General features: G+C 45.5%; 21 protein-coding genes. 4 read left to right on the forward strand and 17 right to left on the reverse strand.

The features are described from left to right. Positions 1 to 155: 155 nt before the first annotated feature. Complete coding sequence (locus BLA28_RS15045) at positions 156 to 1,064, forward strand: LysR family transcriptional regulator (RefSeq protein WP_009252642.1); 909 nt, start codon at positions 156 to 158, stop codon at positions 1,062 to 1,064. A gap of 96 nt (positions 1,065 to 1,160) precedes the next feature. On the opposite strand, the gene ilvC is transcribed toward BLA28_RS15045, so the two are convergent. From ilvC to BLA28_RS15075, 6 genes are all read right to left on the reverse strand, one after another. After that, positions 1,161 to 2,171 carry a ketol-acid reductoisomerase gene (gene ilvC, locus BLA28_RS15050; protein ID WP_009252641.1) on the reverse strand — a complete coding sequence of 337 codons (1,011 nt, stop codon included), beginning with the start codon at positions 2,169 to 2,171 and terminating at the stop codon, positions 1,161 to 1,163. A gap of 84 nt (positions 2,172 to 2,255) precedes the next feature. Beyond that, positions 2,256 to 2,765 (reverse strand): acetolactate synthase small subunit, encoded by a 510-nt coding sequence (gene ilvN, locus BLA28_RS15055; RefSeq protein WP_009252640.1) that lies wholly within the window; start codon positions 2,763 to 2,765, stop codon positions 2,256 to 2,258. Positions 2,766 to 2,943: 178 nt separating this feature from the next. Further along, entirely contained in the window at positions 2,944 to 3,432 is a 489-nt protein-coding gene (gene ilvN, locus BLA28_RS15060) for an acetolactate synthase small subunit (RefSeq protein ID WP_009252639.1), read from the reverse strand. Positions 3,433 to 3,484: 52 nt separating this feature from the next. Further along, positions 3,485 to 5,101, reverse strand: a complete 1,617-nt coding sequence (gene ilvB, locus BLA28_RS15065) for a biosynthetic-type acetolactate synthase large subunit (RefSeq protein ID WP_069152487.1) — start codon at positions 5,099 to 5,101, stop codon at positions 3,485 to 3,487. Positions 5,102 to 5,163: 62 nt separating this feature from the next. Further along, the gene (locus tag BLA28_RS15070; protein WP_069158034.1) at positions 5,164 to 5,652 is read right to left on the reverse strand and encodes a hypothetical protein; all 489 of its coding nucleotides are present in this window, start codon (positions 5,650 to 5,652) and stop codon (positions 5,164 to 5,166) included. Then, entirely contained in the window at positions 5,639 to 8,188 is a 2,550-nt protein-coding gene (locus BLA28_RS15075; RefSeq protein ID WP_069158035.1) for a homocysteine S-methyltransferase family protein, read from the reverse strand. Before BLA28_RS15075 ends, BLA28_RS15070 begins: the two co-directional genes overlap by 14 nt. Before the next feature lie 191 nt (positions 8,189 to 8,379). Here BLA28_RS15075 and BLA28_RS15080 point away from each other — a divergent pair, with 191 nt between their 5' ends. Further along, complete coding sequence (locus tag BLA28_RS15080) at positions 8,380 to 8,964, forward strand: hypothetical protein (protein WP_069158036.1); 585 nt, start codon at positions 8,380 to 8,382, stop codon at positions 8,962 to 8,964. Between the two features lie 8 nt (positions 8,965 to 8,972). Here BLA28_RS15080 and BLA28_RS15085 read toward each other — a convergent pair whose 3' ends face one another. The 5 genes from BLA28_RS15085 to BLA28_RS15105 form a co-directional block, all read right to left on the reverse strand. Further along, positions 8,973 to 9,440 (reverse strand): pyridoxamine 5'-phosphate oxidase family protein, encoded by a 468-nt coding sequence (locus tag BLA28_RS15085; protein WP_069152490.1) that lies wholly within the window; start codon positions 9,438 to 9,440, stop codon positions 8,973 to 8,975. 24 nt (positions 9,441 to 9,464) lie between these two features. Then, positions 9,465 to 11,372, reverse strand: coding sequence for a glycosyltransferase (locus tag BLA28_RS15090; protein ID WP_069158037.1), 1,908 nt, complete (start codon positions 11,370 to 11,372; stop codon positions 9,465 to 9,467). Positions 11,373 to 11,377: 5 nt separating this feature from the next. Continuing rightward, positions 11,378 to 13,624, reverse strand: coding sequence for a bifunctional diguanylate cyclase/phosphodiesterase (locus BLA28_RS15095; RefSeq protein WP_069158038.1), 2,247 nt, complete (start codon positions 13,622 to 13,624; stop codon positions 11,378 to 11,380). Between the two features lie 244 nt (positions 13,625 to 13,868). Next, positions 13,869 to 14,765, reverse strand: coding sequence for a S66 peptidase family protein (locus tag BLA28_RS15100; protein ID WP_069158039.1), 897 nt, complete (start codon positions 14,763 to 14,765; stop codon positions 13,869 to 13,871). Between the two features lie 299 nt (positions 14,766 to 15,064). Beyond that, positions 15,065 to 15,946 carry a hypothetical protein gene (locus tag BLA28_RS15105; protein WP_141702945.1) on the reverse strand — a complete coding sequence of 294 codons (882 nt, stop codon included), beginning with the start codon at positions 15,944 to 15,946 and terminating at the stop codon, positions 15,065 to 15,067. Positions 15,947 to 16,118: 172 nt separating this feature from the next. On the opposite strand from BLA28_RS15105, the gene BLA28_RS15110 reads away from it, so the two are divergent. Next, positions 16,119 to 16,454, forward strand: coding sequence for a helix-turn-helix domain-containing protein (locus tag BLA28_RS15110; RefSeq protein ID WP_044970863.1), 336 nt, complete (start codon positions 16,119 to 16,121; stop codon positions 16,452 to 16,454). Positions 16,455 to 16,465: 11 nt separating this feature from the next. Here BLA28_RS15110 and BLA28_RS15115 read toward each other — a convergent pair whose 3' ends face one another. Beyond that, positions 16,466 to 16,672: a hypothetical protein gene (locus BLA28_RS15115; protein WP_069158041.1), complete on the reverse strand. Its 207-nt coding sequence runs from the start codon at positions 16,670 to 16,672 to the stop codon at positions 16,466 to 16,468. Between the two features lie 263 nt (positions 16,673 to 16,935). Continuing rightward, a complete protein-coding gene (locus BLA28_RS15125) occupies positions 16,936 to 18,432 on the reverse strand; it encodes a serine/threonine protein kinase (protein WP_069158043.1) in 1,497 nt (498 codons plus the stop codon). Between the two features lie 103 nt (positions 18,433 to 18,535). Here BLA28_RS15125 and BLA28_RS15130 point away from each other — a divergent pair, with 103 nt between their 5' ends. Further along, the gene (locus BLA28_RS15130; RefSeq protein WP_069158044.1) at positions 18,536 to 18,967 is read left to right on the forward strand and encodes a helix-turn-helix domain-containing protein; all 432 of its coding nucleotides are present in this window, start codon (positions 18,536 to 18,538) and stop codon (positions 18,965 to 18,967) included. Positions 18,968 to 19,813: 846 nt separating this feature from the next. Here the strand turns inward: BLA28_RS15130 and ppdK are convergent. The 4 genes from ppdK to recO form a co-directional block, all read right to left on the reverse strand. Then, entirely contained in the window at positions 19,814 to 22,447 is a 2,634-nt protein-coding gene (gene ppdK, locus BLA28_RS15140; RefSeq protein WP_069158046.1) for a pyruvate, phosphate dikinase, read from the reverse strand. 496 nt (positions 22,448 to 22,943) lie between these two features. Beyond that, on the reverse strand, positions 22,944 to 24,332 hold the full coding sequence (locus BLA28_RS15150; protein WP_069158048.1) for a glycine--tRNA ligase: 1,389 nt from the start codon (positions 24,330 to 24,332) through the stop codon (positions 22,944 to 22,946). 33 nt (positions 24,333 to 24,365) lie between these two features. Continuing rightward, a complete protein-coding gene (locus BLA28_RS15155; protein ID WP_069409417.1) occupies positions 24,366 to 24,962 on the reverse strand; it encodes a hypothetical protein in 597 nt (198 codons plus the stop codon). Positions 24,963 to 25,032: 70 nt separating this feature from the next. Beyond that, the gene (gene recO / locus BLA28_RS15160) at positions 25,033 to 25,683 is read right to left on the reverse strand and encodes a DNA repair protein RecO (protein ID WP_069158049.1); all 651 of its coding nucleotides are present in this window, start codon (positions 25,681 to 25,683) and stop codon (positions 25,033 to 25,035) included. Between the last annotated feature and the right edge of the window lie 23 nt (positions 25,684 to 25,706).

A 25,706-nucleotide genomic window follows, 5' to 3' on the forward strand; every position in this document is an offset into this window, starting at 1 on the left:
TAACACCTGTTATTGGGAAAATACTTTTCTTTCATGTTTACTATAATTTCAAGTTATAGTATAATTTTATAAAATGCAATATAGTTATAGAAGACAGGCTTCCGCAGTGTGTATACAGCACCGGATGGAAACGCCGGACGGCAGGAGGATTTCGAATGGAACAGAATCTGAATTTGTATCATATTTTTTATACGGTTGCCAAGTGCAGGAATATTTCCGGTGCGGCGAGACAGCTTTTCATCAGCCAGCCCGCTATCAGCAAAGCCATATCCCGACTGGAACAGAATCTGGACACGACTCTGTTTCTGCGTTCTTCCAGAGGAGTACGGCTGACCGAAACCGGTGAGCTTCTGTTCCGTCAGGTGGAAAGTGCATTTCAGGCTATCAGCCAGGGTGAGGAACAGCTGCGTAAGGTGCAGGAACTGGGAATGGGGCATCTGTCCATCGGAGTAAGCACCACTCTGTGCAAATATGTTCTTCTTCCTCATCTGAGCCTTTTTACACGGGAAAACCCTCATATTCAGATATCCATTTCCTGCCAGTCCACATATCAGACAATGGAAGCACTGGAAAAAGGAACTGTAGATATCGGCCTTATCGGAGAGAATGACAGGATGGATAAATTCCATTTTCATCCGGTACAGGAAATCCGGGATGTTTTCGTCTGCACACAGCGGTATCTGGACAATCTGTGCAAAAGAGTCTCCTTTTCCGGCAGCCCTTCCTCCAGGGATATCATCTCTCACTCCACCCTGATGCTGCTTGATAAGGAGAACATCACAAGGCAGTACATGGAAAAATATCTGGTAAAGGAAGAAATCACTGCCGCCCAGACTATAGAAATCACATCCATGGATCTGCTCATTGATTTCGCCAAAATCGATCTGGGGATTGCCTGTGTGATTGAAGATTTTGTACAGGAGGAACTGGATACCGGCAAACTCATCAGCCTTCCGCTGCCGGTATCCGTCCCTTCCCGGAAGGTGGGCTTCGCCTACCTGAAAAATCAGACCTGCTCCGCCACCGCAGAAAAGTTTTCAGATTTCTGTATGAAGCATGTATAAAACCTGCTTCTTTTGATCTTTAAACAGTCACGTAAAAAAGGAACGGATTGCCGTATTGGCAGCCCGTTCCTCTTGTTTTCCGTTCTTATTGTCCGATTAGTTATCGATCAGCTTGTTGGTATCATTCCAGCTGTAAAGCTTACGCAGCTCCGCACCGGTCTTCTCCAGCTGATGAGCGCCTTCTCTCTTTCTCATTGCATTGAAGTGAGGGCATCCAACCTGGTTCTCCAGCAGCCATTCCTTTGCAAAGGAACCATCCTGGATATCGGAAAGAACCTTCTTCATAGCCTTCTTGGTATCTTCGGTAACGATCTTGGGCCCGGTAATATAATCGCCGTATTCAGCCGTGTTGGAAATGGAATATCTCATTCCGGCGAATCCGCTTTCATAAATCAGGTCAACGATCAGCTTCATTTCATGGATACATTCAAAATATGCGCTTTCCGGCTCATATCCTGCTTCAACCAGAGTTTCGAAGCCAGCCTTCATCAGAGCGCATACGCCGCCGCAGAGAACTGCCTGCTCACCGAACAGGTCTGTTTCGGTTTCTTCACGGAAGGTGGTACGAAGAACGCCTGCTCTTGCCCCGCCGATTCCCAGTGCATAGGCCAGAGCGAGATCATTTGCTTTTCCCGTAGCATCCTGAGCAACCGCGATCAGACAGGGAACGCCCTTGCCGGCCTGATATTCGCTTCTTACGGTATGTCCGGGTCCCTTAGGTGCGATCATGGCAACATCAACATCTGCGGGAGGCTTAATCTGTCCGAAATGGATGGAGAAGCCATGTGCGAACATAAGCATCATACCGGGTCTTAAGTTGGGTTCGATGGATTCTTTGTAAAGAGCGCCCTGCTTCTCATCATTAATAAGAATCATGATGATATCTGCTTTCTTTGCAGCTTCAGCAGCTGTATATACTGTAAGGCCCTGAGCTTCTGCCTTTGCCCAGGATTTGGAACCTTCATAAAGTCCTACAATGACGTTACAGCCAGACTCCTTCAGATTCAGGGCATGTGCATGTCCCTGGCTGCCGTAACCGATTACTGCGATTGTTTTATCCTGTAATAATGACAGGTCACAATCCTCCTGATAATAAATCTTTGCCATTTTTCTTTCCTCCATTTAGTTTGAATGACTATATAACTGAAAGGCCGCAGCGGATGGCTGAACCTCAGAGTCCACAACAATAAATTAATCCAGCGGATCCAGATATACCACATTTCCTGTTCCGCGTCCCAGGCCTGCAATGCCCGTTCTTGCCAGCTCAAGAATCTCATAATTGCTCAGAAGATTGATGCACGCATCCACCTTGCTCTGGTTGCCTGTAATTTCCACAATCAGGCTTTCCTGTCCCACGTCAATAATATTGGCCCGGAAAATATTGGTGATTGCTATTACATCCTGCCTTTTTTCCGCGGAAACACTGACTTTAATCAGCGCCAGTTCGCGGTAAACGCTTTCTTCAGGTTTAAGCTCCCTGATATCCCGCACATCCACAAGCTTGGATACCTGCTTCTCAATTTGTTCCAGAATCTCATCATCCCCATTGGCTACAATGGTAATCCTGGTAATCCTGGGATCCGCAGTCACGCCCGCCGTAATGGTTTCAATATTATAGCCGCGCCTTGAAAACAGTCCGGATATACGGCTCAAAACCCCTGAGGTATTATCCACAAGAAGCTGAAAAACTTTTTTTCGCATATGTATCACGCCCCTCCTGCACAAGGGACGTTAAAGTCCCGCCGGTGCTGTCTTTCCAATTATTCTAGCAACATTTATACACCTTGTCAACGTATGATAGTCAGTCATACTTTTTATAACTCCAGGTTATAGTCAGTACTGAAGTCTGTAATGTACGTTATACAAGGCGGGCCGCTTTTCAGATATCGCTTTCCATACATTTGGGGAGGGCCAGGGTCCCGGTTCTCGCCACCTCCACAATGCTGATAGACTGCAGCATCGTAAGGAAAAGCTGTACTCTTTCTGGAGTATCGCAAATCTGGATCAGCATCATGTGCTTTGACATATCCACTATGGAAGCATGCATAATCGCACAGTTTTCCATAATATCCTTGCGGTTGTTCCTGTTATATTTAATTTTTACCAGCATCAGCTCCCGGCTTACGCTGGAGTTCTCGTCAAAGGTCTTCACCTTGATAACATCCAGCTTTTTATTAAGCTGCTTTTCGATCTGTTCAATGGTACGCTGATCGCCGCTGCTGACAATGGTCATACAGGATACGGCCGGATCATCTGTTTCACCCACGGCCAGGGAATTAATATTAAAGCATCTTCTGGAAAACAGGCCGGCTACCTTGCACAGAACGCCGGATCTGTTTTCAACAAGAACAGAATATATTTTTTTCATTGCCAAACCTCTTTTCTTTCCGTTCCCGGACGGTATTTGACCGGTTCAAAATTTATTTCACCAAATCCATGGGATCTATCATACATTCCATCAGATAAGAACAGTCATCCTTCAGGAAGTCATCCAAAGCCCCGTCAATATCTTCATTCCGGGCCACACGGATATAAGGGATATCATAAGCCTGCGCCAGTTTATCCAGATGGGGAACTCCTGAAATATCAACTACCGAGTAACTGTCTTTATAGGAATAGTGCTGGTATTCCCGGACCATTCCCAGATAATTGTTCCGGAATACCACGATCTTTACCGGAATATGATACTGCTGGATGGTAGCCAGCTCCATCATGGACATCTGGAAGGAACCGTCTCCGCATACCGCAATTACCTGCTTGGACATATCGCCCAGCTTGGCACCCATCGCAGCCGGGATGGAATAACCCATAGTTCCCATGCCGCCGGAAGTAAGGAAACGCCCTTCCCTCACCACATGGAAAGCACAGGACCATATCTGATTCTGTCCCACATCCGCCACATAGACGCCATCCGGCTTCATTTTATAGGATATCTGACGAATCAGCTCTTCCGGATCCACATATTCCGGATTCGGACGGCGGACAAGCTTCATATTCCTGCGGTAGCCATCCAGCGCTTCCAGCCATTCTTCATGTTCACATTCAAATTCCTGTTTTTCGAAGTCTTCAAAAATATGTCTGGCATCCCCTACCAACGGAATGGTGGGACCTGCATTCTTACCGATTTCGGCGGGATCCACATCAATGTGCACCAGCACTTTATCATGGGTGATCAAATCCGGCTGATTTACGGAACGGTCCGCCACGCGGGCACCTACCATAATCAGAAGATCCGATTCATTCATGGCGCGGTTGGCATAGGGTTTTCCGTTATTTCCCACCATACCGAAATACATGGGATGCTCTGTAGGCATAACTCCGATCCCCATCATGGTGGAAACCACAGGAATGCGGAATTTCTCCGAAAATTTCCGAAGCTCTTCACAGGCCCCGCTCAGAGTAACGCCGCCGCCTGCATAAATCAAAGGCCTTTTTGCTTTTTCCAGCTCCCGCATTACTTTCTTTATCTGGACAATATGCCCTTTTACAGTGGGCTTATAGGTCCTCATATTCACTTCTTCCGGATAACGGAATTTGTTTATCACAGCGTTCTGTACATCAATGGGAATATCAATGAGAACAGGGCCCTTTCTTCCCGTATTTGCCACATAAAAAGCTTCTTTGAATACCCGGGGGATATCATTCACGTCTCTTATGAGGTAGCTGTATTTCACAAAGGACTCTGCCGCTCCGGTGATATCGGCTTCCTGAAACACATCGCTTCCGAGAAGCTCGCTGTTCACCTGGCCGGTTATGCAGACAAGGGGAATGCTGTCGGCAAAAGCTGTGGCAATACCGGTAATGAGGTTTGTGGCGCCCGGGCCTGACGTTACGGCACACACACCAACCTTTCCTGTCACCCTGGCAAGTCCGCTCGCGGCATGGGCCGCATTCTGCTCTGTCCTGATTAAAACAGTACTGATATCAGAATCAAGAATACTGTTGTAAAAAGGGCAGATAGCAACGCCGGGATAACCGAAAACTTCCGTTATTCCTTCCAATTCCAGACACTTTACAATCGCATCCGCACCATTCATCTTCCAATCCCTCCGTTTATCTGTTTATCCTTAATTTCCGCAGGCCTCAAAAGGCTGCCTGCTTATCTGAATCTGCCGAAAAATTCTGCCATGGGGGCCACCACATCGTTTAAATCGGAAATCGCGTTATTCAGACTCTCAATATCCATCTGATCCACCTTATCCATTGTCTGCTCCACGGCCTTACTGCTGGAATCCACCAGAGAATTTACATTATCGAATACCTTCCCGAAATCATCAAGCGCTCCGTCCACCTTAACAAGTGATTCCGTTGCCTTATCCAGGGCTGTCGTCAGCCTGGGCAACACTCCCGCCACGAAGATCAGGACAAGAAGCACAAGAACACAATTGGAAACAGCAAAAATCCGGGTAAACAGGAGCTGTTTCTTCATAAGGCCCTGCTGTTTTTCCTCGGAAGCCTTCAGTTGATCCATGAGCTGCCTCACCGCCAGCTCCGTTCCTTCCGCTTCCCATAAGGTTTCATGCTGACTGTCCGTGGGTAAATCATCCCACAGCTCTTCCGCCTGTTCCATTCTGTCATTCATTTCCATGGCTGTCCCCCTGCGTTTCCTCATTAAGGCCAAGCAGCCGTTTCGCCAGCCTCACCGTATCTGCCGCATCTTTGGCATAACCATCCGCATGGATTTCATCCGCATAGTCCTGGGTGACCACCGCGCCGCCGATAATGATTTTGGAATCCAGTCCCTCTTCATGCGCCAGCTCCACCACATGGCGCATTTCCTGCATGGTAGTAGTCATCAGGGCAGAAAGCCCTATGATACCCGCTCCATGTTCCTTAGCCGCCTGTATTATTTTTTCCTTCGGCACATCTTTTCCCAGATCGATTACCTCAAACCCGTAATTGCGCAGCATGAGGGCCACCAGGTTTTTACCGATGTCATGGATGTCCCCTTCCACAGTGGCGATCACCACCACCGGCATCTTCTCCTGCTTTCCATCGGAGGAAAGAAGGGGCTCCAAAACCCCGATAGATAATTTCATGGCTTCCGCGCTGGAAATCAGCTGGGGAAGGAAGTACTTTCCTTTATCAAAAAGCTCTCCGACCTGATTGATAGCAGGCAGCAGACAGGTATCCAGAAGCTCTCTGGCCGAAGCGCCCTCTTCCAGCGCCCTTCGGGTAATCTGTTCGATCCCGCTTCGGTTTCCTTTCAGAACGGCTTCATAGACCGCCGAAAATGGAAGCGTTTCACCGGGAGATTTCTCTCCGGAAGCCGCCGACCCGGAGACACCATTTCCGGAAGGCTGCCGTCCCAGATTCTTTTCCTTCTGACCTGAGGTTTCAGTCGTTTGGGCCGCTGAAGAAACAGGTTTGATACCGGTACAGGTTCCCGCATATTCGATGTACCGCAGAGCGCTTTCCTCTTTGCACAGCAGCATATCCGAAGCGAATGCACTAGCCACCAGCAGTTCCTGGGAAGGATTGGCAATTGCCATCGTCAGCCCTGCCTGAATTGCCATGGTAAGGAAAACACTGTTCACATAGCTGCGTTCCGGAAGCCCAAAGGAGATGTTGGACAGCCCGCAGACAGTGGCCAGCTGTTTTTCTTTACAGTAACGGATGGTTTCCAGCGTTTCCAGAGCCGCTTTGGGATTGGCTCCCACAGTAGTGACCAGACCGTCCACAATGATATCTTCTTTAGCCAGGCCGCATGCAAAGGCCCGTTCCAGTATGGTTTCTATTATCTCTTTCTTTTCCTGCAGGCTCTCGGGAAGTCCCGCATCGGAAAGAGGCAGTAGAATAAACATGGCCCCATATTTTTGGGCCATAGGTATCAGCTTCTCAAATTTTTCCTTTTCCAGGGAAATGGAATTGATGAGTGCTCTTCCGGGATAACGGCGAAGGGCTGCTTCCAGGACCTCCACATGGCTGGAATCCAGAGACAGCGGCAGCTGGCTTACGCCTCCCACCTCTTCCAGGGCACGCAGCATCATTTCTTTCTCATCAATGCCGCTCATTCCCATGTTCACATCCAGAACAGACGCTCCGCCCGCCTCCTGTTCCTCCGCAAAACGGGTAACCATCTCAAAGCTGCCTTCCCGCAGCTGCGCCTGCAGCTTTTTCTTTCCCGTCGGATTAATCCTTTCTCCGATGATAAGAAACGGATCTTCCAGACCGAAAGCAATCGTTTTTCTTTCGGAGGTCAGATACCGGATTCCGGAAGGCCTTCTGTTCACCTGCGCGGGCATTTTCCCCGCGAAGCTTTCATGCAGGTCTGCAATATGCTCCGGCGTGGTTCCGCAGCAGCCTCCTATCATCGAAGCCCCGGCCTCATAAACCGCCTGCATCTCTTCCGCAAATTCCCGGGGCCGCATCTCATATACCGTTTTTCCCTCTTCGTTCAGGGACGGCAGCCCCGCATTAGGCTTCGCAATCACAGGGATCCGTGTTACCGACGCCATCTGCCGTATGATTCCAGCCATTTGCTCCGGCCCTGTGGAGCAGTTGGCTCCTATCGCCGCGGCACCCAGGCTTTCCAGAACCACGGCCGCCGTCACCGCGTCCGTTCCGTACAGGCTCCGCCCGTCCCCTTCAAAGGTCATGGTAACCATCACCGGCAAATCAGGGCAGATTTCCTTTGCTGCCAGCAGGGCGGCTCTGGATTCCTGCAGGCTCATCATGGTTTCCACCACCAAAAGATCCGCCCCCGCCTCTTCAATACATGCAATCTGTTCTTTATATATATCAATCAATTCTTCAAAGTCCATACTGCCGATGGGCGCCAGCTGTTCCCCTGTCATAGTCAGATCACCTGCCACCAGGGCTTTTCCGCCTGCCGCCTCTCTGGAAGCGGCCACCATCGCGGCATTTATCTGCCGAAGCTGTCCTTCCAGGCCGTATTCCTTTAATTTGCACCGGTTTGCCGTAAAAGTAGGTGCATATAAAATATTAGCGCCGGCGGCAACATATTCCTTCTGAAGACCGATCAGCACCTGTGTGTTTTCCATTATCCATTTTTCCGGGCAAATGCCTCCCGGCATCCCTCTGAGCATCAGATTGGAGCCTGTGGCTCCATCCAGAAAGACCATTCTGTCCTTAATAAATTCTCTGAATTCCTGTTTCGTCATAGCTTGTTCTCCGTTTGTAAATATGTTACATTCTAACATGAAACAAAACAAAAAGAAAGCACCCGCTACAGAAATCTTTCCTCACTTGATTTCATGCGGATAATATGGTAAGTTGAATAGAGACTTTTGCTCCCTGATTATGAAATTCACCGGCGCCTCTTTTGACCGGTGGCCAGAAAGGTATACCAAGGATGAAAAAAGAAAAAAAGACCTATCTGCTTACCGCCGTTCTGCTCATTTCTGCTCTTTTGGCAGGCTGCGGCAAAAATGCAGAATTAGATAAATTTTACAGTGAGATGGATGATTTTACCGCCCAGGTTAACATTTCCTTCGACAATCTCAACAGTGTGGATCCCGAATCAGAAACCGGCGTTGAGGATATGCTTGCCGCCATGGATGATCTTGCGGCCCAATTCACGGTGCTTGCGGATATCGAAGTGCCAAGACAGTTTTCCGCAGTGGAAGACCTGGCCGATGAGGCCGGAGAAAACATGACAGAGGCAGCCCGTCTGTACAGAGAAGCCTATGCAGATGAAGAATATAATGAAAACGTGGCTTCCGCCGCTTTGGAGTATTACAACCGTGCGGTAAAAAGGCTTAATTACATTTCCCTGATTCTCCAGGGAGAAATGCCTACCGACGATTCCATTACTATCATTACGGAAAATGATGCCCCCGGTTTTAAGGAAGACTCAGAAGGAAATTCCGACAATTATGACAATGCCGGAGAACCGGAAAATACCGCTGAGCCTTCGGATACCGAGCCTGCAGAATAATTATCCTGCTATTTGCTGACTTTACAGTGCAGCTTTATTACTTCCAGTTTGAACACACAGGTTTCCTTCCATGAAATATCAGCGAATGCCTCATCCTCGCCGGGAAGATAATGAGCAAGAAGGTGCTTCATCGCCTTCTTCTTTTCTTCCTCATCTTCCAGGAAAACCGGTTTTCCATAGCCTTCCCCATGATTATAGAACATGGTATATTCTCCGTTTCCCATGGGCAGCATACAGTGATCGGAATCCATCTGAAAGTCAATTTCTTCTGCATTCCGGATCAATGCCAGCCTCTCCTCTTCCAAATCACCCTTGAAATAAAAAGTGAATTTTCCGTCCAGGAAGGTATAGCCAAAGGTCATGGGAACGATGGCTATCCGATTTCCTTCCGCAAGGCCCAGCCTGCATATATCACAACTGTCCACAATCTTAAGCATCCCAGCCAAATCAATGACTTTTCTTTCGTTCTTTATCATAAAACTCCTCTTCTTTTCTTACGCTTACTCCCAGTAAGCTTTATTCATCACATTGTACACGGTATCCATCAGCTGCATGGTCTGCGCTCTTTTATTCCCGCCGGAGGGAGGGGCTACAGGCGGCAGTATTTTCAGGGTAAGGCACGGCTTTCTCCGGAGCAGGCCCGCTATTCCTCCCGGATGCCTGTAAGAAATCACCATGGGGATAACCGGGACTCCCGCTTCACAGGCTGTAAGAAATGCCCCCCGCTTAAACCCCCTTATTCCCTGATAATAAGGATGCAGGACAACCTCCGGATAATAATGGATCCAATTGCCTCCGGCTACCCAGTTTCCGGTTTCTTCCATAAAGCGCCTGAATACCTGCCTGTTCTCCGGGATGGGAATCCCTCCCAGCAGGCGTATGATATGCCGGATAAGCGGGATGCGGAAATTGGATTCCAAGGTAGGGAAGCAGACATTTTTATGCCGCAGCACATAGGACACCATCACACAGTCCAGCAGGTGCACATGGTTGCATACAGTGACCGCCCCGCCCTTTATTCCTTTCAGATTACTGCCGCCTTCTATTTTCAGCCCCCATATCGGCTTGATAAACAGAAATACCAACAGATAAATCAAAAGCCGGACAAGGCCTCCTCCTAATATGAAGAAGGGGTTAGAGGGGAAAAAGCGATAGGAATCCTTCACATGAAAAGGAATAGGCGTCCACATTTTTACAATGTGTTTTTCCTCATAGACAACACCTGCCGTCTCTGTTTTTCCCTCCGCAAATTTCCTTCGGTTCTCCATGCGGAGTTTTTCCCTCCGGAAATCCTGAAGTTCCTCCTCAAACATCTGTTCCATACGGCTTACACAGTCATCCAGGGCAAATTCTTTGCCATGTTCACTATACAGCTTCTCCATCCTCCTGCGTTCCTCTGTCTCCTCAAGCCAGTAATCGATCTTCGCCGCCAGATCATCGCTGTCCCCTGCCTTAAACAGACTTCTCTCATCCAGGGCGAACTGCGGAGTAGCCGATTTGGGACTGTCGGCGATCACCGGGACAATACCGCTGGAAAAAGCTTCAATACAGGATATGGCCTCTATCTCCGCATCTGCCGCATGAACATACAAATCGGTCTCAGAGAGAAGCTGAAGAAGCTTTTCATGGGAAAAGAAACGCATGATCGGCTTGTTTGTAAGCTTTCTGGAACGATACCGGTAACTCCCGTATTTCAGTCCCTGACCTGCAAGAACAAGCTGGATACGGGATTCATATCTGGATTTGGCTATCGCATCTATGAGAATATCCTGCCTCTTTTCATTGGAAAGCCTTCCGATCATAAGCACTACATATTTGTCCTTCAGCTTTTCCGGCTTAGGCCTTTTCTGATATATAAAATCCGGATCCACGCCATTGGATATGACATGAAGCTTTGAAATATAATGATTCGCCTTCAGTTCCCCTGCGATAAAACTGCTGGGGCAGTGAATATGACGGAAATATTTATAAAACCGGTCCCAGAAGAAACGGTAAAGCCAGGCGTTAACAGCCTGCTGTTTTCCCAGATGCAGGGTATAGGTGATATTTTCCGGCTGTACATGAAAAGCTGCCGTATGGGGGACATCCAGTTCCCGCGCAATTTCCAGCCCCTTCATACTCAACCAGAATGGGAGCAGAAAATGAACCAGATCAGCCCAGCTGATGGCCTCCCTCAACACTTCTTCATCCGGCTTGGCAAATACCATCCCCTGTTTTGTCACAATATGACGGACAATGGGCGGAAGAAAATATTCTTTTACAAGGTATTTTCCATTCCCCGAATTCCCCGTACTCACCACTCGCACCTCATGTCCATGAGCCGACAGCGTATGCGCCAGCCTTTGGGCAGTCATGGTAGTCCCGTTATTCCCTCTGTCATACTGATCAATAATCAATAATATTTTCATTCGCTTCAGGCCTTTCCTGTTATGAATCTGGTAAATTCATCCTCCGGCATAGGTTTTGCATAATAATAGCCCTGACCGATATCACAGTGAATGGAACGGATAAAATCCGCCTGAGATGCACTTTCCACGCCCTCAGTCACCGTTTTTATATGAAGCTCCCCGGCCAGGTTAATGATATTTTTCATGATAATGTCCCTCTTTTCCTGCTCTCCGGTATCGGCAAGAAAAGCTTTATCCAGCTTGAGTTCATCGATATCCAGTTCCTTCAGTATATTGAGGGAGGAATACCCGCTTCCAAAATCATCCATGGATACGGCAAACCCCATTTTATGCAGTTCCCTGACAAGTCGTTTCATTTCCTCCAGATTTTCCATCGTAATCCCCTCCGTAACCTCCAATATAATAAGAGAGGGATCAATATGGTGTTTTCTTATTATTTTCTCAATCTGATTCAAATAATCCTGCTTGTAAAAAAGGATTCTCGACTGATTAACCGAAATACAGATTCCGGATATTCCCATTTTAAGAAGGCCGTTCAGATAAACACATGCTTCTTCCAGCATATACATATCAAGGTTGGTAATGAACCCGTTCTGCTCAAATACCGGGATAAATTCATCCGGGTAAATCATCCCGCCCCGGGGACGCACCCACCGTACAAGAGCCTCTGCACCGCAGACCCTCCCGCTTTCCAGATCGACCTTGGGCTGCAGATACATGCGGTATTCCCTGTTGCTCAGCGCCGTATGCATAATACGTTCTATCTCATTGCGTTTTACTTCCCTTTCATGCAGTTCTTCACCATAAAAAATGATAGCGTCATTCTGATTCCCCTTGGCATTTTTCAAGGCCAGATCCGCCCTGTCCCAAAAGACATCAAAATCAACCCTGCCGTTATAATTTTCAACTGTTTTCACGCCGCAGTTGCACAGGATGCGGTACTCCTGAACGGGATCCAGCTGGCAGCGCGAAATGCTTTCCATAACCTTGGTTAACCTGTCCGTCAAAGCCTGCTTTTCACCATATGACATAAGCAGGGCAAATTTATCGGAATTGTCTCTGCAGCACAGCTCAGTATTGTCTATAGCATCCATGCATACCTGCGCGACATGCCTCAGCAGGACATCCCCTTTTTCATATCCGAAAAGCTCATTCACAAATTTAAAGTTGACAACATCCAGAAGCACCAGCGCATAGTCACTCTTCTGTTTCAAAAGGGACATGGCTTCTTCTACAAACCGGGCTTTATTATAGAGACCGGTAAGCGGGTCATAATAGGCGAGCCTGCGCATTTCATTCCGGTTATTGCGGATAAGCATATAAATATAGGCAAACAGAATGACAAGCAGTAAAATGATAATGGAAAAAACGGCGATTGCCACACGGGTCATTCTATTAAAATTCGCATTCAGCGCCTTCTGCGGAATCATACACATCAAATACCAGCCGTTTCTCTCTATAGGAGCAAAAAACACCCAGAATTTGGTATTATTACGTGTGAAACCGGAAAAGAAGGTCTCTCCTGTTTTCAGCTGTGACAGCAGATTTTCCTCAATCCCTGCTCCCAGAAGATCCATATCAAAAATATTCTGGCAGTCTTCGTTTTCAATCAGCTTATGGCCGGAACGGATTACGAAATCTCCGTTGCTGTCAATGATATGCAGATATGCGCTTCCATTGAATATAGGACGGCTGATGATCTTCCCGAAGCTTTCATATTCACTGGCAGCGGTAAGCACTCCCAGAAGCTCCCCTTTTCTGTAAACAGGTACCCCATAGCAGTTAATATAACCATCGTCAAACCGATCCCGCATGGTATTGGAAACCACCGAATTGCCTTTCATGGCTTCCTGTATAAACTCTTCCTCTCCCAGACGGACGCTTTCATAGCGCACGCCGTCCATATCCACCAATTCACCAATGCCGTCAGTTCCCACAAACCCCATACGAATGAAATCATTCTGGTAATTTTCAATTTCAAGGATATCCAGGATCTCATCCTCTTCCATTTCCTTTTCTCCCAGAATGGTCGACAGGGCCTCCAGCACATGAAGATAGCCTTCCATCTGCGTCACAATGGTACTTTTATATTGTTCCGTCACTTCGTTCAAATAGATCTCAGCCTCATTTTTCTGCGCCCTGCTCAGGGTAATAAAGGCCATAACTGCAGTGACTGCCAAGGCTGCAAATATACCGGCCGCCGTAACTGCCGCAATTGTGATCTGTTTTTTCAGTCTTTTTTCCGTTATCATTGCGTCCCTCAAGGCAGATGTATTATCGTCTTATAATGTATGTATTCCTATATGCGAGCATAAAACAACCTCTTTAATTATAACCTAGCCATTCCGGTTTGTACAGTGTACTCTGGACATTAAGTCAGGTACTAAATAAGGAATACCCACAGGCAGAAGCAATCCTGACGGCATCACAAAAAAATTAAAAATGAAAACCAAAAAATCCTTACACCGGGAATTGACCGGCATAAGGATTTTTTGGTTATCCAATAAATAACAATTCACATTTCCCGGTATCTAATGCTGCGTCGCAGCCAATCGGCAGTATTGCATGGTTATTTCCATGACCGAAATCATCGCAATAGACCACTGGCACATCATGCTTTGCCCCAAAGCGTTTCAGGCGTTCCATCAATTCGGGATGTATCGACTCAGAATAATGTCCGAACAGCAATCCCGAGATATGATCAGCAAAATCACTCTGCTCTATATGTGAGATCAGCATACTCACCGTTCCGATATCATTGAACTGCTCATAATCTTCTAAAAACAAGATATACTTTTCAGCATTGCCGTAATTGAAAAAAGGACTGTTCACCAAAAGCGCATAGTTTAATAAATATCCTCCTGTAAGCCTTCCTCTGCAAACGCCCGGATTTAATATATGCCACTTGCTGTTGCGCCTGAATGAGGTAACATTTCCATCCAGGAAGTGAGCAGCGAACTGCATGTAATCATAATGGCGCAAATCCTTAAGCAGCCCCGGTGTCTGACCATAATATGTCATCAGGCCGGTCCTGTTGAAAATGGAATTCAATATGGAGGTCCCGTCGCTGTAGCTTACATATATTTTGGGCTGCTTTCTGACGGCGGCATAATCAATCAGAGGAAGCAAATCAATGCTCCCTTCCCCTCCTCCAAAGAAAACCATTTTAACGGCAGGATCATTTACCATTTCATTAAAATCGTCCGCACGTTCGTTTTCTGCCGCGATGTAGCCATAGGTATCTTTGTAGAGGTTTTTTCCTGCTTTTACACGAAACCCCATAGCTTCGATTCTGGACATAATTTCTTCGTAATCTTCAACAGATGCAACATGGCTTGGTGATACAATGCCGATGACATCTCCTTTATGAAGTAATTCTGGTTTGATAATCATATAACCGCCTCCTTTGAGCTTACTGACAGCATATAGAAAAAGACCCTGTATTGATATTATACAAGGTCTTTCTTCTATGTGCCAGGGTTAAAGTTATTCTCTAAAGGGTAAAGTCCTGTATTCTCTTATCTTCGCAGAGCATGCCTCTCGTGCCATAGTGATTTCTTGCAAAACTTTCCTAAAATCCAGTAATCATGTGGGGTGAGGATAGTCCGGAGGACAATATAAGGCTCCTATGATTATTATCTTCATAGAAGCCCCTTCTACACATTATTTATTGAGTTACATTCACGTCTTCATTATTCAACTACAGTTCCGCCAAAAGCCCCAAGCAGATACATGTATCCATAGAAATCTGCGGGTTCCAGATTGCTGTAATCACTTCCTGCAGGAATGGTAAAACTGTATTTTACACCCTCATATGTAAAATCTGTTTTTAAGGAAACATCACCTTTCTCCTTCAAAACATCAAGTATATACTGAGGATAACAAAGCCATGCTTTATTATCAAAGGTTACAGTTGAGCCTGCACTTGCTTTCTTAATGGAATCCTCAAGATTCCGACGGATTGCAACGTTCGCAGAAATCGGCTGTCTCGCATCTATATGTCCGCAGTATATGCATTTGTATACGCTTTCACCATCTGTTGTTTCTGTGGGTTCCGTTTCCACTTCCCATTCATAATTATGGTTATGACCATTGCTACCCGAAGAATTACTGTCTGTTACCGGATCTGGAGTATTTATACGAGTCAGTCTGTCTGCCGTACGGCTCTCCCATGTACCATTCTTTTTTGTTACGTTCCAGCTAAGCATGGTTCCATTTCCGTCCATAAGAAATACAACTGCATCGTCTCCATCCTGTGCGCTGTCTCCTATCCTTTCTCCTCTCCAAAGGTCGTAATGCAATGTATCATTACCGCCATCTCTCATCACTACTTCGAGCGAATCGGCTTCCATATGATACTGTCTCGTATTATGACCACCACTATATTCATGGAATACCGTGCCATCCTCATAAAAGATAAATGTTTGAGACCCACTGATCCACTTCCCAAGAACCTCTTCCTTGGTGGCAGCCGCATTTGCAGTTATTGGCATTATAACAAATGCACCTACGCATAATGCCGTTGTCATAATACATGAAACAACCTTTCTAAAAAACCCTTTCCTACTACTCATATTTTCCTCCTTTGTAATGTCCCTGTTTTCGTCTAAAAGAAAAAGAGCATCTTTATTAATGTTTCTATTTTGGATAATACTACATTTACCCCATTTAGTCAATATTAATACCCCATTTAGACAGTTCTTATTTCGTATTCCTTTAACATAAAATAAATTAGGAGGTGATTACATGGACTATAAGAGGTTAGGCAAAAGAATTCGGGAAGAACGTATAAAATTAAATCTTACACAGGCCCAGCTTGCAGAAGCCATTGATATATCAGACACTTATATGGGTGCTATTGAACGTGGAGAACGAAGTCTTACATTAGACACACTTGTGAAACTCGTTAACAGACTTGGGGTAACTGTAGATTACATGCTGTCTGATTTTGTATCTGATAATAATTCCAATATTCTGGAACAATTTAAGCAAATCATAGACGGTCAGCCTTTAGAGCGAAAACAAATGGCAATAAATGTATTACGTACACTCTTTTCCTATTTTGAAAAAGAGGTTGAATAAAGCAGGCTACTCTAAATTGTTTTGCCGACACGAAGGCTTCTCACAAAGTCAATATCTTCAATGAAACGTTTTATAGCTATATTAATCAGTGTCTCAACAGATATTGAGTATTCTGCAGCAAGTATATACAGTTTGTCATACAGTAAAGGATCCATAAGTTGAACTGTGAATTTTTCCATTGAGTTGCTATTTTTTATATCAACGTATTTTTCTCCCATAATCAATTTAATCTCCTTTAAACTAATAGCTGAACTATTATTCTTTATTAATAAAATAATAAACAAGATTTAAAAGCTTTAGGTCTGCTGTCAGTAGACATTTATCCCTAAAATAAATTTCTACTGCATTTTTTTCTTCTCTAATCTTAACAACATTCTCTTCATACTTTGAATTACAAATATTTTTTGACAGCAAAAACCCCGTGCCTAAAGTGGCACAGGGTTTTATTGTATTATAATAAAAATACCTCAAATAGAGTGGTTCAGGAATCGCTTCCTGCAGGTACATTATAGCGGTAATACCAAGGGCTGAAATATTCCTCTGGTATAGGATATGGCATAAAACTTGATTTATATTCATTTGGACGTGAAGTATAAGCCTGTACGGTGAAGCGATATGCACCGTCTAAATCCGCTAAATATTCCTGTTCAACCATAATTCCGCCAAAGCCTCTGGATATAACATCTTCCTTTGTCCAAATATTATTCATTACATAATTACCATCTTTATCGTATACGCTCACATTAAAACTGTCATCATCTGAATAGTCATCAAGGTTACTCCATGTGGCAAAATATATTCGTCCAAAATTTGCTTCCAGCATTTTCCACTGAAGACCCGTTGGTGTAGGAAGCGGCGGAGCAGATTCACCTGTATATTCGAAAGCATCTGAAATCACATAGGGGCTGTCAGAATAATGAATGCCATCCCCAGCCGCACTTACCGCAAAATAGTAGAATCCGTTTTCCTGCAGCCCGCTTACCATATTTACAATATAGGTAGAAGAAGCCTCATCTATCCCTCCATTTCCCCGCATACCGCTTTCCCAATCCCACATATCTTCATCAGGATCGGGAGGGGTAGGAGTATCCCTTCTATATACTCGGTAATTATATTTCACTTCTCCACCAACACCTGATTCGGGTACATTACCCCATATTGCAATGCCTGTTTCACCGTTCCAATGCGGATTATCAGGCGCCGGCAAAAGCACCAACTCATCGCTCTCTGTCTGTAAATTTTTACGCAATGCTGACTGATGTACTATCATAATCCCTAAAAAGGCGAGCAAAATAACCGCCATAAAACTGTATAAAACGCCCCTTTTTCTGTAGGAAAAAGCTCTCTTCACCTGTTTTGCTGATTGAAACCGTTTATCCGGATCTAAATTAATACACTTTTGAATGATACGCCTGTAACAAGGCTTCTGGGCCTTATCTCCCAAAAGCTGTTTCATAGTAATCCCAAAAGCATAAATATCCGCCCGTGCATCTGTCTGCGCAAAACCATACTGTTCAGGCGGCGCATAACCCCGCGTTCCCAAAAGTCTTGTATCCTGTTCCAAATCATCTTTAGGCATACGTGATGCATCAAAATCAATTAAACGAATATGACCATCCTTTGCCAGAATAATGTTGGACGGCTTAACATCACGATGAATGATATCTTTCCCATGAAGAAACTCCAAAACAGAACACAGTTCTTTGACAGCACTAAGCAATTGTTTTTCTGATAATTCCGCATTGCCCAGGGACTGTCCTTCAATATATTCCTCAATAACTGTAGTCGAATCATCAGCTATGATTACTTCATATAATTTAGGCAGATATGGATGCCGGCAGCTTTGCAATGTCAAATAAATATGGTGCTGTCCTTTCAATACTTTCCGGATAAAAACCTGTTCTTCGCCCTTTTTATGTACCAGATGCACCGTGCTTTTTTCACTTTGTTTTAATAGCTTAATCTCCTCGTATTCCATAGTCTCAATATCCCATCTTGTCATCTTTTCGGTAAAATGATATAACTATATCAGTCCATTTAATACAAAATCATTATAACAGACGGCTTAAAGGAGATGCAACATGCTATCGAAATCAACCGATGAACTAAACCATGAGATTCGGAACGCAACAGATATGGAAGACTATCTGAAAAGAAATAAAGGAAATATGATTACGAGCAGTTTATCCGAGCATCTGAATCTGCTGCTGTCGCAAAAAGGGATTAAAAAAGCAGATGTTGTACGCGGCTCATTGTTGGATCGGGCATACGTATACCAAATATTTTCTGGCGAAAAAACTCCATCGAGGGATAAATTAATTGCTATAGCTTTCGGGCTGAAACTCTCTGATGACGAAACACAGAAAATGCTGAAGATTTCCGGCAACAGAGAATTGTACGCGAGGGATAAACGAGATGCATTGATTTTGTTTGCCCTGCAACACAAAAAGACAATATGGTATACCAATGAATTATTATTCAGCCACAATCTTACAGTCCTTGGTCTTTCGTAGACAAAATAACTGTATTGCAGCTTTCCCTAAAATTATACTGTTATTACAATTCCATTTTTATGATTTTCAGAAAAGCTGTTTTTCTTTTCTGTATACTTCTAAAAATTTCCGCCCAGAAACGGACCTATTCTGTGAATTAATAAAAGTTCCTTTCTAATTTTCTATAAAGATAAATAATCCCTATACCGATTATGGCATAGGGATTCTAATGATTCGAATTTAGGAGCCATCTCAATATCTAATAGTTCCCAATCTACAGGGGAAGTATCTTTCCTATAATGGCTATTCTGTCCCTGTTGAATCTGCTCTATTGTCAAAGAGAGAGATGTTAATTCCTTAGCCTGCATCTCCAGGAAAAAAGCAATTTGGCAAATAACTGAGAAATCAAACTGCCTCCCCAGCAATACCCTCTGAATCTGATGCATACTCGATAAGGTACCCAAAAATGAATTTCGGGTGTTTTTGGGGAATTTGGGGTAACATTTTGGGGAAAACACATAACGATGGATTTGCTCAAAACTCCCTATTTGCGAGGGTTTCAAGCTATTTCCCAACAGAACGCATTTCTCCCAAAAAGCCCAAAAGGAAATATCACCATGTCCCAGGGCACTGACGTTTATTCTCTAAAGGGCAAAGTCCTGTATTCTCTCCGCTTCGCAGAGCGTGCCCTTCGTGCTATGGTGGTTTCTTGCAGAACGCTCCTAAAATCCAGTATTTACGCGGGTTAAGGATAGTCCGGAGGACAAAAAAAGACCCTGTATCGATTGATACAAGGTCTTTTTTTCTATGGGCCGGGGCTAAACGTTACTGCCCTTCAGAGAATAAATGTCAGTGCCCTGGGACAGGTCACTTATCCTGCTGCGGGAATTTCAGCGCCGCCTGCGCCGCCGCCAGCCGTGCTATGGGCACACGGAACGGGGAACAGGATACATAATTCAGCCCGATGGAATGGCAGAATTCAATGGAGGAAGGATCACCGCCATGCTCTCCGCAGATACCAAGCTTGATATCAGGACGGGTCTTACGTCCTTTATTGGCCGCCATCTTAATCAGCTGCCCCACACCATTCTGATCCAGTTTGGCGAAAGGATCGGCTTCATATATTTTACTCTTATAATAATCTACCAGGAACTTGCCTGCGTCATCACGGGAGAAGCCGTAGGTCATCTGGGTCAAATCATTGGTACCGAAGGAGAAAAATTCTGCTTCCTCAGCGATTTCATTTGCCAGAAGTGCTGCACGGGGAATCTCGATCATAGTACCGATATGGTATTGGATATCGGAATTCTTTTCCGCCTTCACTTTCTCAGCAGTCTCCACAACTACTTCCTTGACAAATTTTAATTCTTTCTTGTCTCCGACCAGCGGAATCATGATTTCAGGAACGATATGATAGCCGTTCTCTTCATTCACTTCAATAGCTGCTTCCATTACCGCCCTTGTCTGCATACGGGCAATTTCCGGATAAGTCACAGAAAGACGGCAGCCTCTGTGTCCCATCATGGGATTGAATTCATGCAGGCTGTCACAGGTAGCCTTTACTTCCGCGACTGTAAGGTTCATATCTCTTGCCAGATCTTCAAAGTCTTTTTCCTCTGTGGGAACGAATTCATGAAGCGGAGGATCCAGGAAACGGATGGTAACCGGATTGTCCTGCATCACCTCATAGATGCCCTTGAAGTCACCCTTCTGGAAAGGAATCAGCTCATTCAGAGCCTTCTCTCTCGCTTCACAGGTAGTGGAAAGGATCATTTTGCGGATCTTCGGGATACGATCGGGATCAAAGAACATATGCTCCGTACGGCAGAGCCCGATCCCTTCCGCACCCAGCTTAAGGGCATTGGAAGCGTCCTCAGGCGTATCCGCATTGGTACGTACCTTCAGCACGCGGAACGAATCTGCCCAATCCATAATACGGCCGAAATTGCCGCTGATGGTTGCATCTTCCGTTGCAATATCCCCGTCATATATCTTTCCGGTGGAACCGTCAAGGGAAATGTAATCCCCTTCGTGATAGGTCCTGCCGCCCAGGCTGAATACCTTGGCCGCTTCATCCACAACAATATCACCGCAGCCGGAAATACATGCGGTTCCCATACCTCTGGCTACTACGGCCGCATGGGAAGTCATTCCCCCGCGTACGGTAAGGATACCTTCTGCGGCATGCATTCCTTCGATATCCTCCGGAGAGGTCTCCAGACGTACCAGAATGACTCTTTCACCTTTTTCATGCGCTTCTTTGGCATCTTCAGCAGTAAAATATACTTTGCCTGCGGCAGCGCCGGGAGAAGCCGGAAGGGCTTGTCCAATCACTTCTCCTGCTTTGAGTGCATCCGGTTCAAAGGTAGGATGCAGAAGCTGGTCCAGAGATTTGGCTTCAATTCTGAGAACAGCCTCTTCAGGGGTTATCATACCTTCGTCTACCAGGTCACAGGCAATCTGCAAAGCGGCAGGCGCAGTTCTCTTTCCGTTTCTTGTCTGCAGGAAATACAGTTTGCCTTCTTCTATGGTAAATTCCATATCCTGCATGTCCCTGTAGTGAGCTTCCAGTTTATTTGCAATTTCTATAAACTGTTTATAGCACTCAGGAAGATCCTCTTCCAGCCGGGTGATCGGCTGGGGAGTCCTGATTCCGGCAACAACATCTTCGCCCTGTGCATTAATCAGATATTCACCGTAGATCCCTCTTGCTCCGGTAGAAGGGTTCCTTGTAAAGGCAACTCCCGTTCCGGATGTGTTTCCCATATTGCCGAATACCATGGACTGTACGTTGACCGCGGTTCCCCAGTCTCCGGGGATGTCATTCATGCGGCGGTACACGATAGCGCGCTCATTATCCCATGAACGGAAAACAGCTTTTACAGCTTCCATCAGCTGTACCTTGGGATCCTGAGGGAAATCCTCTCCCATCTTGTCCCTGTAAATCGCTTTGAAGCGTGCGATGACTTCCTTCATATCGTCAGCGGTCAAATCCGTGTCGAAATGAGCGTCTTTCGCTTCTTTGATTTCATCCAGGACTCTCTCAAACAATGACTTGGGAACTTCCATGACTACATCCGAAAACATCTGGATAAATCTCCGGTAAGAATCATACGCGAATCTGGGATTACCGGTTTTCTTCGCAAATCCTTCCACAGAAATATCGGTGAGGCCCAGGTTAAGAATGGTGTCCATCATGCCCGGCATAGATGCCCTGGCACCGGAACGTACAGATACGAGCAGCGGATTTTCGGTATCACCGAATTTCTTACCCTGCAGTTCTTCCAACTCTGCAAGTGCGGTAAAGATCTGAGCCTTTACCTCTTCAGAAATCTGCTTTCCGTTGTCGTAATAATCGGTACAGGCTTCTGTTGTTACCGTGAAGCCCTGCGGAATAGGCAGTCCCAGATTGGTCATTTCTGCCAGATTGGCTCCTTTTCCGCCAAGAAGATCCCGCATGCCTGCATTGCCTTCTTTGAATGAATAAACCCATTTTGCCATCTAATTAGTTCCCCCTTTGAACAAATATTTGGTATAGGTTTGCGAAGCGTCAATGTCCAGTTTTGAGAAGCGCTTCACTCTCGTGTTTCCATTATATCACAACTCTTTCTGGAACGCACGTTAATTTTTGTTGTTTTTCCAATAAATAACATTTAATCGCAGCCACTTCCCACTAAATAATTCATTTTTATAAAAAATTCGTTTATTTTTTTGTTGTTTTAAGCGAAATATTATGTGGTTTTTTCTGCACTTTTCTGTAACCGGTTTCGTCACCCGTACCGGAGGATGTCCGCGGCACACAGATTCGTTGTAGTTTTCTTTTCTGTTCCCGCAGGGATATCTGAGGGTTCCGTTTGAAAACCGCATTTATCTGAAAAACAGAAAATGTTGAAGCCGGAAAAGGGACAAAAAACCTGCCGGAATATGGCATCCCCTAAAGAGGAATTCACCAATCAGCCGGCAGGCTTCTTTTGTATAGGTCTGTTCTTTATTACATTCAGAAATCAAATTTATCCGCGAAATAGGAGTCAAGCTGATCAATTGCCACTCTTTCCTGTTCCATGGAATCACGGAAACGTACGGTCACGCAATGATCCTCTTCGGAATCAAAATCATAGGTAATACAGAAAGGAGTACCGATTTCATCCTGACGGCGGTAACGCTTTCCGATATTTCCTCTGTCGTCAAATTCACAGTTATATTTTTTGGAAAGCTGTTCATATATCTTTTCAGCCCCCTCATTCAGCTTCTTGGAGAGAGGGAGGATACCAATTTTAACAGGCGCAAGGGCCGGATGGAAATGAAGTACGGTACGTACATCCCCTTCCCCTATTTCCTCTTCATCATACGCGGCACAAAGGAAAGCGAGGACAACACGATCCGCTCCCAAAGAAGGCTCGATAACATAAGGAATATATTTGGTGTTCTTCTGATCATCAAAATAACTCAAATCCTGACCGGAAACATTGGCATGCTGGGACAGGTCATAATCGGTTCTGTCCGCTATGCCCCACAATTCACCCCATCCGAAGGGGAAAAGGAATTCAATATCCGTGGTAGCCTTGGAATAGAAGGATAATTCCTCCTTGTCATGATCTCTGACACGCATTTCATCCGCTTTAATTCCCAGAGTCTGCAGCCAGTCGATACAGAACTGCTTCCAATAAGCAAACCATTCCAGGTCGGTATCCGGCTCACAGAAAAATTCCAGCTCCATCTGCTCGAACTCACGGGTACGGAAGGTAAAGTTACCGGGTGTGATTTCATTACGGAAGGATTTGCCAACCTGTCCGATACCGAAAGGAATTTTCTTTCTTGAAGTACGCTGTACATTCTTGAAGTTAACAAAAATACCCTGGGCTGTTTCCGGACGCAGGTAAACCGTATTTTTAGCATCCTCTGTTACACCCTGGAAGGTTTTGAACATCAGGTTAAACTGACGGATTTCAGTAAAATTATGTTTTCCGCAGGTAGGACAGGGAATCTTATGTTCTTCAACAAAATTCATCATCTGTTCCTGGGACCAGCCGTCAACGGAGCCGTTCAGTTCAATATTATTTTCTTCAGCAAAATCTTCGATGATTTTATCCGCGCGGAAACGCTCATGACATTCCTTACAGTCCATAAGAGGATCAGAAAAGCCTCCAAGATGGCCGCTGGCCACCCATGTCTGGGGATTCATCAGAATAGCACAGTCAACACCTACGTTATAAGGATTGGAGGTGATAAATTTCTGCCACCATGCTTTCTTTACGTTATTCTTAAGTTCCACACCCAGATTACCATAATCCCAGGTATTTGCCAGACCTCCGTAAATTTCAGACCCGGGGTATACAAAGCCTCTCGCTTTGGCCAGGGCCACAATTTTTTCCATAGTCTTTTCCATATTGCTTTCCTCCTGTTTGTTCCGCAAATTCTTCTATTTAAATATAATATAGGAAAGAGATTCCCCATTGGTAACTACAGCTGTTTTCCCGTCCGCTCCCAGCGTCACATCGGAGCTCATATAAAGAATATCTCCGTACGGCCTGATATTGATGTTCTCACGGACGATCGCCACATGCTTATCTCCCATGTCAAGAATATCCTGCTTGCTTATTGTGGTTCCTTCTTCTTTAACGCTGTTCAGTGTCACATCCAAATCATATCCGGCGCCGAAGGCTTCTTTGACAGTTCCTGAAAAAAGAGCCTGGCGGTAGAATCCGGAATAATCTTCCGAACTCTTAAAGGTCATCACCAGCCGTACAACACCGTCCTGTGTCTGGGCGGAATTCAATTTGACCCTGTCTGCGCCTGCGCTGCTGTTATAATCCGCTATCATTTCTTCTGTAGAGGACTTTAATTCATCCAGATCGTAATAGCTCTCTCCGAAATCCTCCACGATCGTATGGACGATTTCCCCGTTTTTCTTCAGTTCCAATGTACTTACATCTTCCTCCGTCTCTTTGGAACTGCAGCCTGCCATGAGCAGCGCAATTCCGCATACGGCCAGAAGGAATAAACTTATTTTTTTCATCTTCCTTACCTCTGTGCCTTGACATATCTTTAACATTATATCCGACCTCTCCCGGATTTTCAACCATAACTTAGCAAAGGCTGTTGATAATTTCCAGGCTTTTAAAATGTCCGTCCAGGGCATTTTTGCAATACAGCCCTGCCAGGCGGCCCAGTTCACGAAGGACAGGGGGCGTCACTGTAAAGGTATAAAGCTTTTCCACAGGCGAGCCCGCAATAAAGGATATGGCATAGACAGTAGAGTCCAGCAGCTTTTCTCCGGCAGGTATCCCCGGAAATTCTCCGTTTATTACCACTGTTTTTATTTCAAATATGTAGCGTACCAGTTCGTGTTCCAGGCTTTTTGCCGTCAGCGCCCTTAACGACTGGTATAAAAGCTTCAGCAATTCTCTTTCATCATTATTCTCTCTGGTACAGTAATCACATACCTCCAGAAAATACATTCCGTAATAAGCCCCCTCATAATCTGAGCGGAGGCCTTCAAAGTAATTGGAAATGAAAGCCTCCGCCAGGGTATAAGAGGAACGGCCGGCATACAGCCGGAATTCACCGAAGGAAAAAGGGTTCGTAGGCGCAAGGAAACGGTTATTCTGCTTCCTCGCGCCTCTTGCAAAGGCAGTTATCTTGCCTCTCTCTTTTGTGAGTATCACTACCCTTCTGTCATACTCCCCGATAGGTTCCGCTTTCAGTATGAGTCCTGTCACCGTGAGCAAATCCTGCATTCTTTTCTGGTTCCTGCCCTTCC

Source organism: Eisenbergiella tayi (assembly GCF_001881565.1).
GTDB classification, from domain to species: domain Bacteria; phylum Bacillota; class Clostridia; order Lachnospirales; family Lachnospiraceae; genus Eisenbergiella; species Eisenbergiella tayi.

Excerpts from the sequence above, each read along its gene's own strand:
- BLA28_RS15045 (WP_009252642.1), top strand. The coding sequence starts at position 156 with ATGGAACAGAATCTGAATTTGTATCATATTTTTTATACGGTTGCCAAG.
- ilvC (WP_009252641.1), bottom strand. The coding sequence starts at position 2,171 with ATGGCAAAGATTTATTATCAGGAGGATTGTGACCTGTCATTATTACAG.
- ilvN (WP_009252640.1), bottom strand. The coding sequence starts at position 2,765 with ATGCGAAAAAAAGTTTTTCAGCTTCTTGTGGATAATACCTCAGGGGTT.
- ilvN (WP_009252639.1), bottom strand. The coding sequence starts at position 3,432 with ATGAAAAAAATATATTCTGTTCTTGTTGAAAACAGATCCGGCGTTCTG.
- ilvB (WP_069152487.1), bottom strand. The coding sequence starts at position 5,101 with ATGAATGGTGCGGATGCGATTGTAAAGTGTCTGGAATTGGAAGGAATA.
- BLA28_RS15070 (WP_069158034.1), bottom strand. The coding sequence starts at position 5,652 with ATGGAAATGAATGACAGAATGGAACAGGCGGAAGAGCTGTGGGATGAT.
- BLA28_RS15075 (WP_069158035.1), bottom strand. The coding sequence starts at position 8,188 with ATGACGAAACAGGAATTCAGAGAATTTATTAAGGACAGAATGGTCTTT.
- BLA28_RS15080 (WP_069158036.1), top strand. The coding sequence starts at position 8,380 with ATGAAAAAAGAAAAAAAGACCTATCTGCTTACCGCCGTTCTGCTCATT.
- BLA28_RS15085 (WP_069152490.1), bottom strand. The coding sequence starts at position 9,440 with ATGATAAAGAACGAAAGAAAAGTCATTGATTTGGCTGGGATGCTTAAG.
- BLA28_RS15090 (WP_069158037.1), bottom strand. The coding sequence starts at position 11,372 with ATGAAAATATTATTGATTATTGATCAGTATGACAGAGGGAATAACGGG.
- BLA28_RS15095 (WP_069158038.1), bottom strand. The coding sequence starts at position 13,624 with ATGATAACGGAAAAAAGACTGAAAAAACAGATCACAATTGCGGCAGTT.
- BLA28_RS15100 (WP_069158039.1), bottom strand. The coding sequence starts at position 14,765 with ATGATTATCAAACCAGAATTACTTCATAAAGGAGATGTCATCGGCATT.
- BLA28_RS15105 (WP_141702945.1), bottom strand. The coding sequence starts at position 15,946 with ATGAGTAGTAGGAAAGGGTTTTTTAGAAAGGTTGTTTCATGTATTATG.
- BLA28_RS15110 (WP_044970863.1), top strand. The coding sequence starts at position 16,119 with ATGGACTATAAGAGGTTAGGCAAAAGAATTCGGGAAGAACGTATAAAA.
- BLA28_RS15115 (WP_069158041.1), bottom strand. The coding sequence starts at position 16,672 with ATGGGAGAAAAATACGTTGATATAAAAAATAGCAACTCAATGGAAAAA.
- BLA28_RS15125 (WP_069158043.1), bottom strand. The coding sequence starts at position 18,432 with ATGGAATACGAGGAGATTAAGCTATTAAAACAAAGTGAAAAAAGCACG.
- BLA28_RS15130 (WP_069158044.1), top strand. The coding sequence starts at position 18,536 with ATGCTATCGAAATCAACCGATGAACTAAACCATGAGATTCGGAACGCA.
- ppdK (WP_069158046.1), bottom strand. The coding sequence starts at position 22,447 with ATGGCAAAATGGGTTTATTCATTCAAAGAAGGCAATGCAGGCATGCGG.
- BLA28_RS15150 (WP_069158048.1), bottom strand. The coding sequence starts at position 24,332 with ATGGAAAAGACTATGGAAAAAATTGTGGCCCTGGCCAAAGCGAGAGGC.
- BLA28_RS15155 (WP_069409417.1), bottom strand. The coding sequence starts at position 24,962 with ATGAAAAAAATAAGTTTATTCCTTCTGGCCGTATGCGGAATTGCGCTG.
- recO (WP_069158049.1), bottom strand. The coding sequence starts at position 25,683 with ATGCAGGATTTGCTCACGGTGACAGGACTCATACTGAAAGCGGAACCT.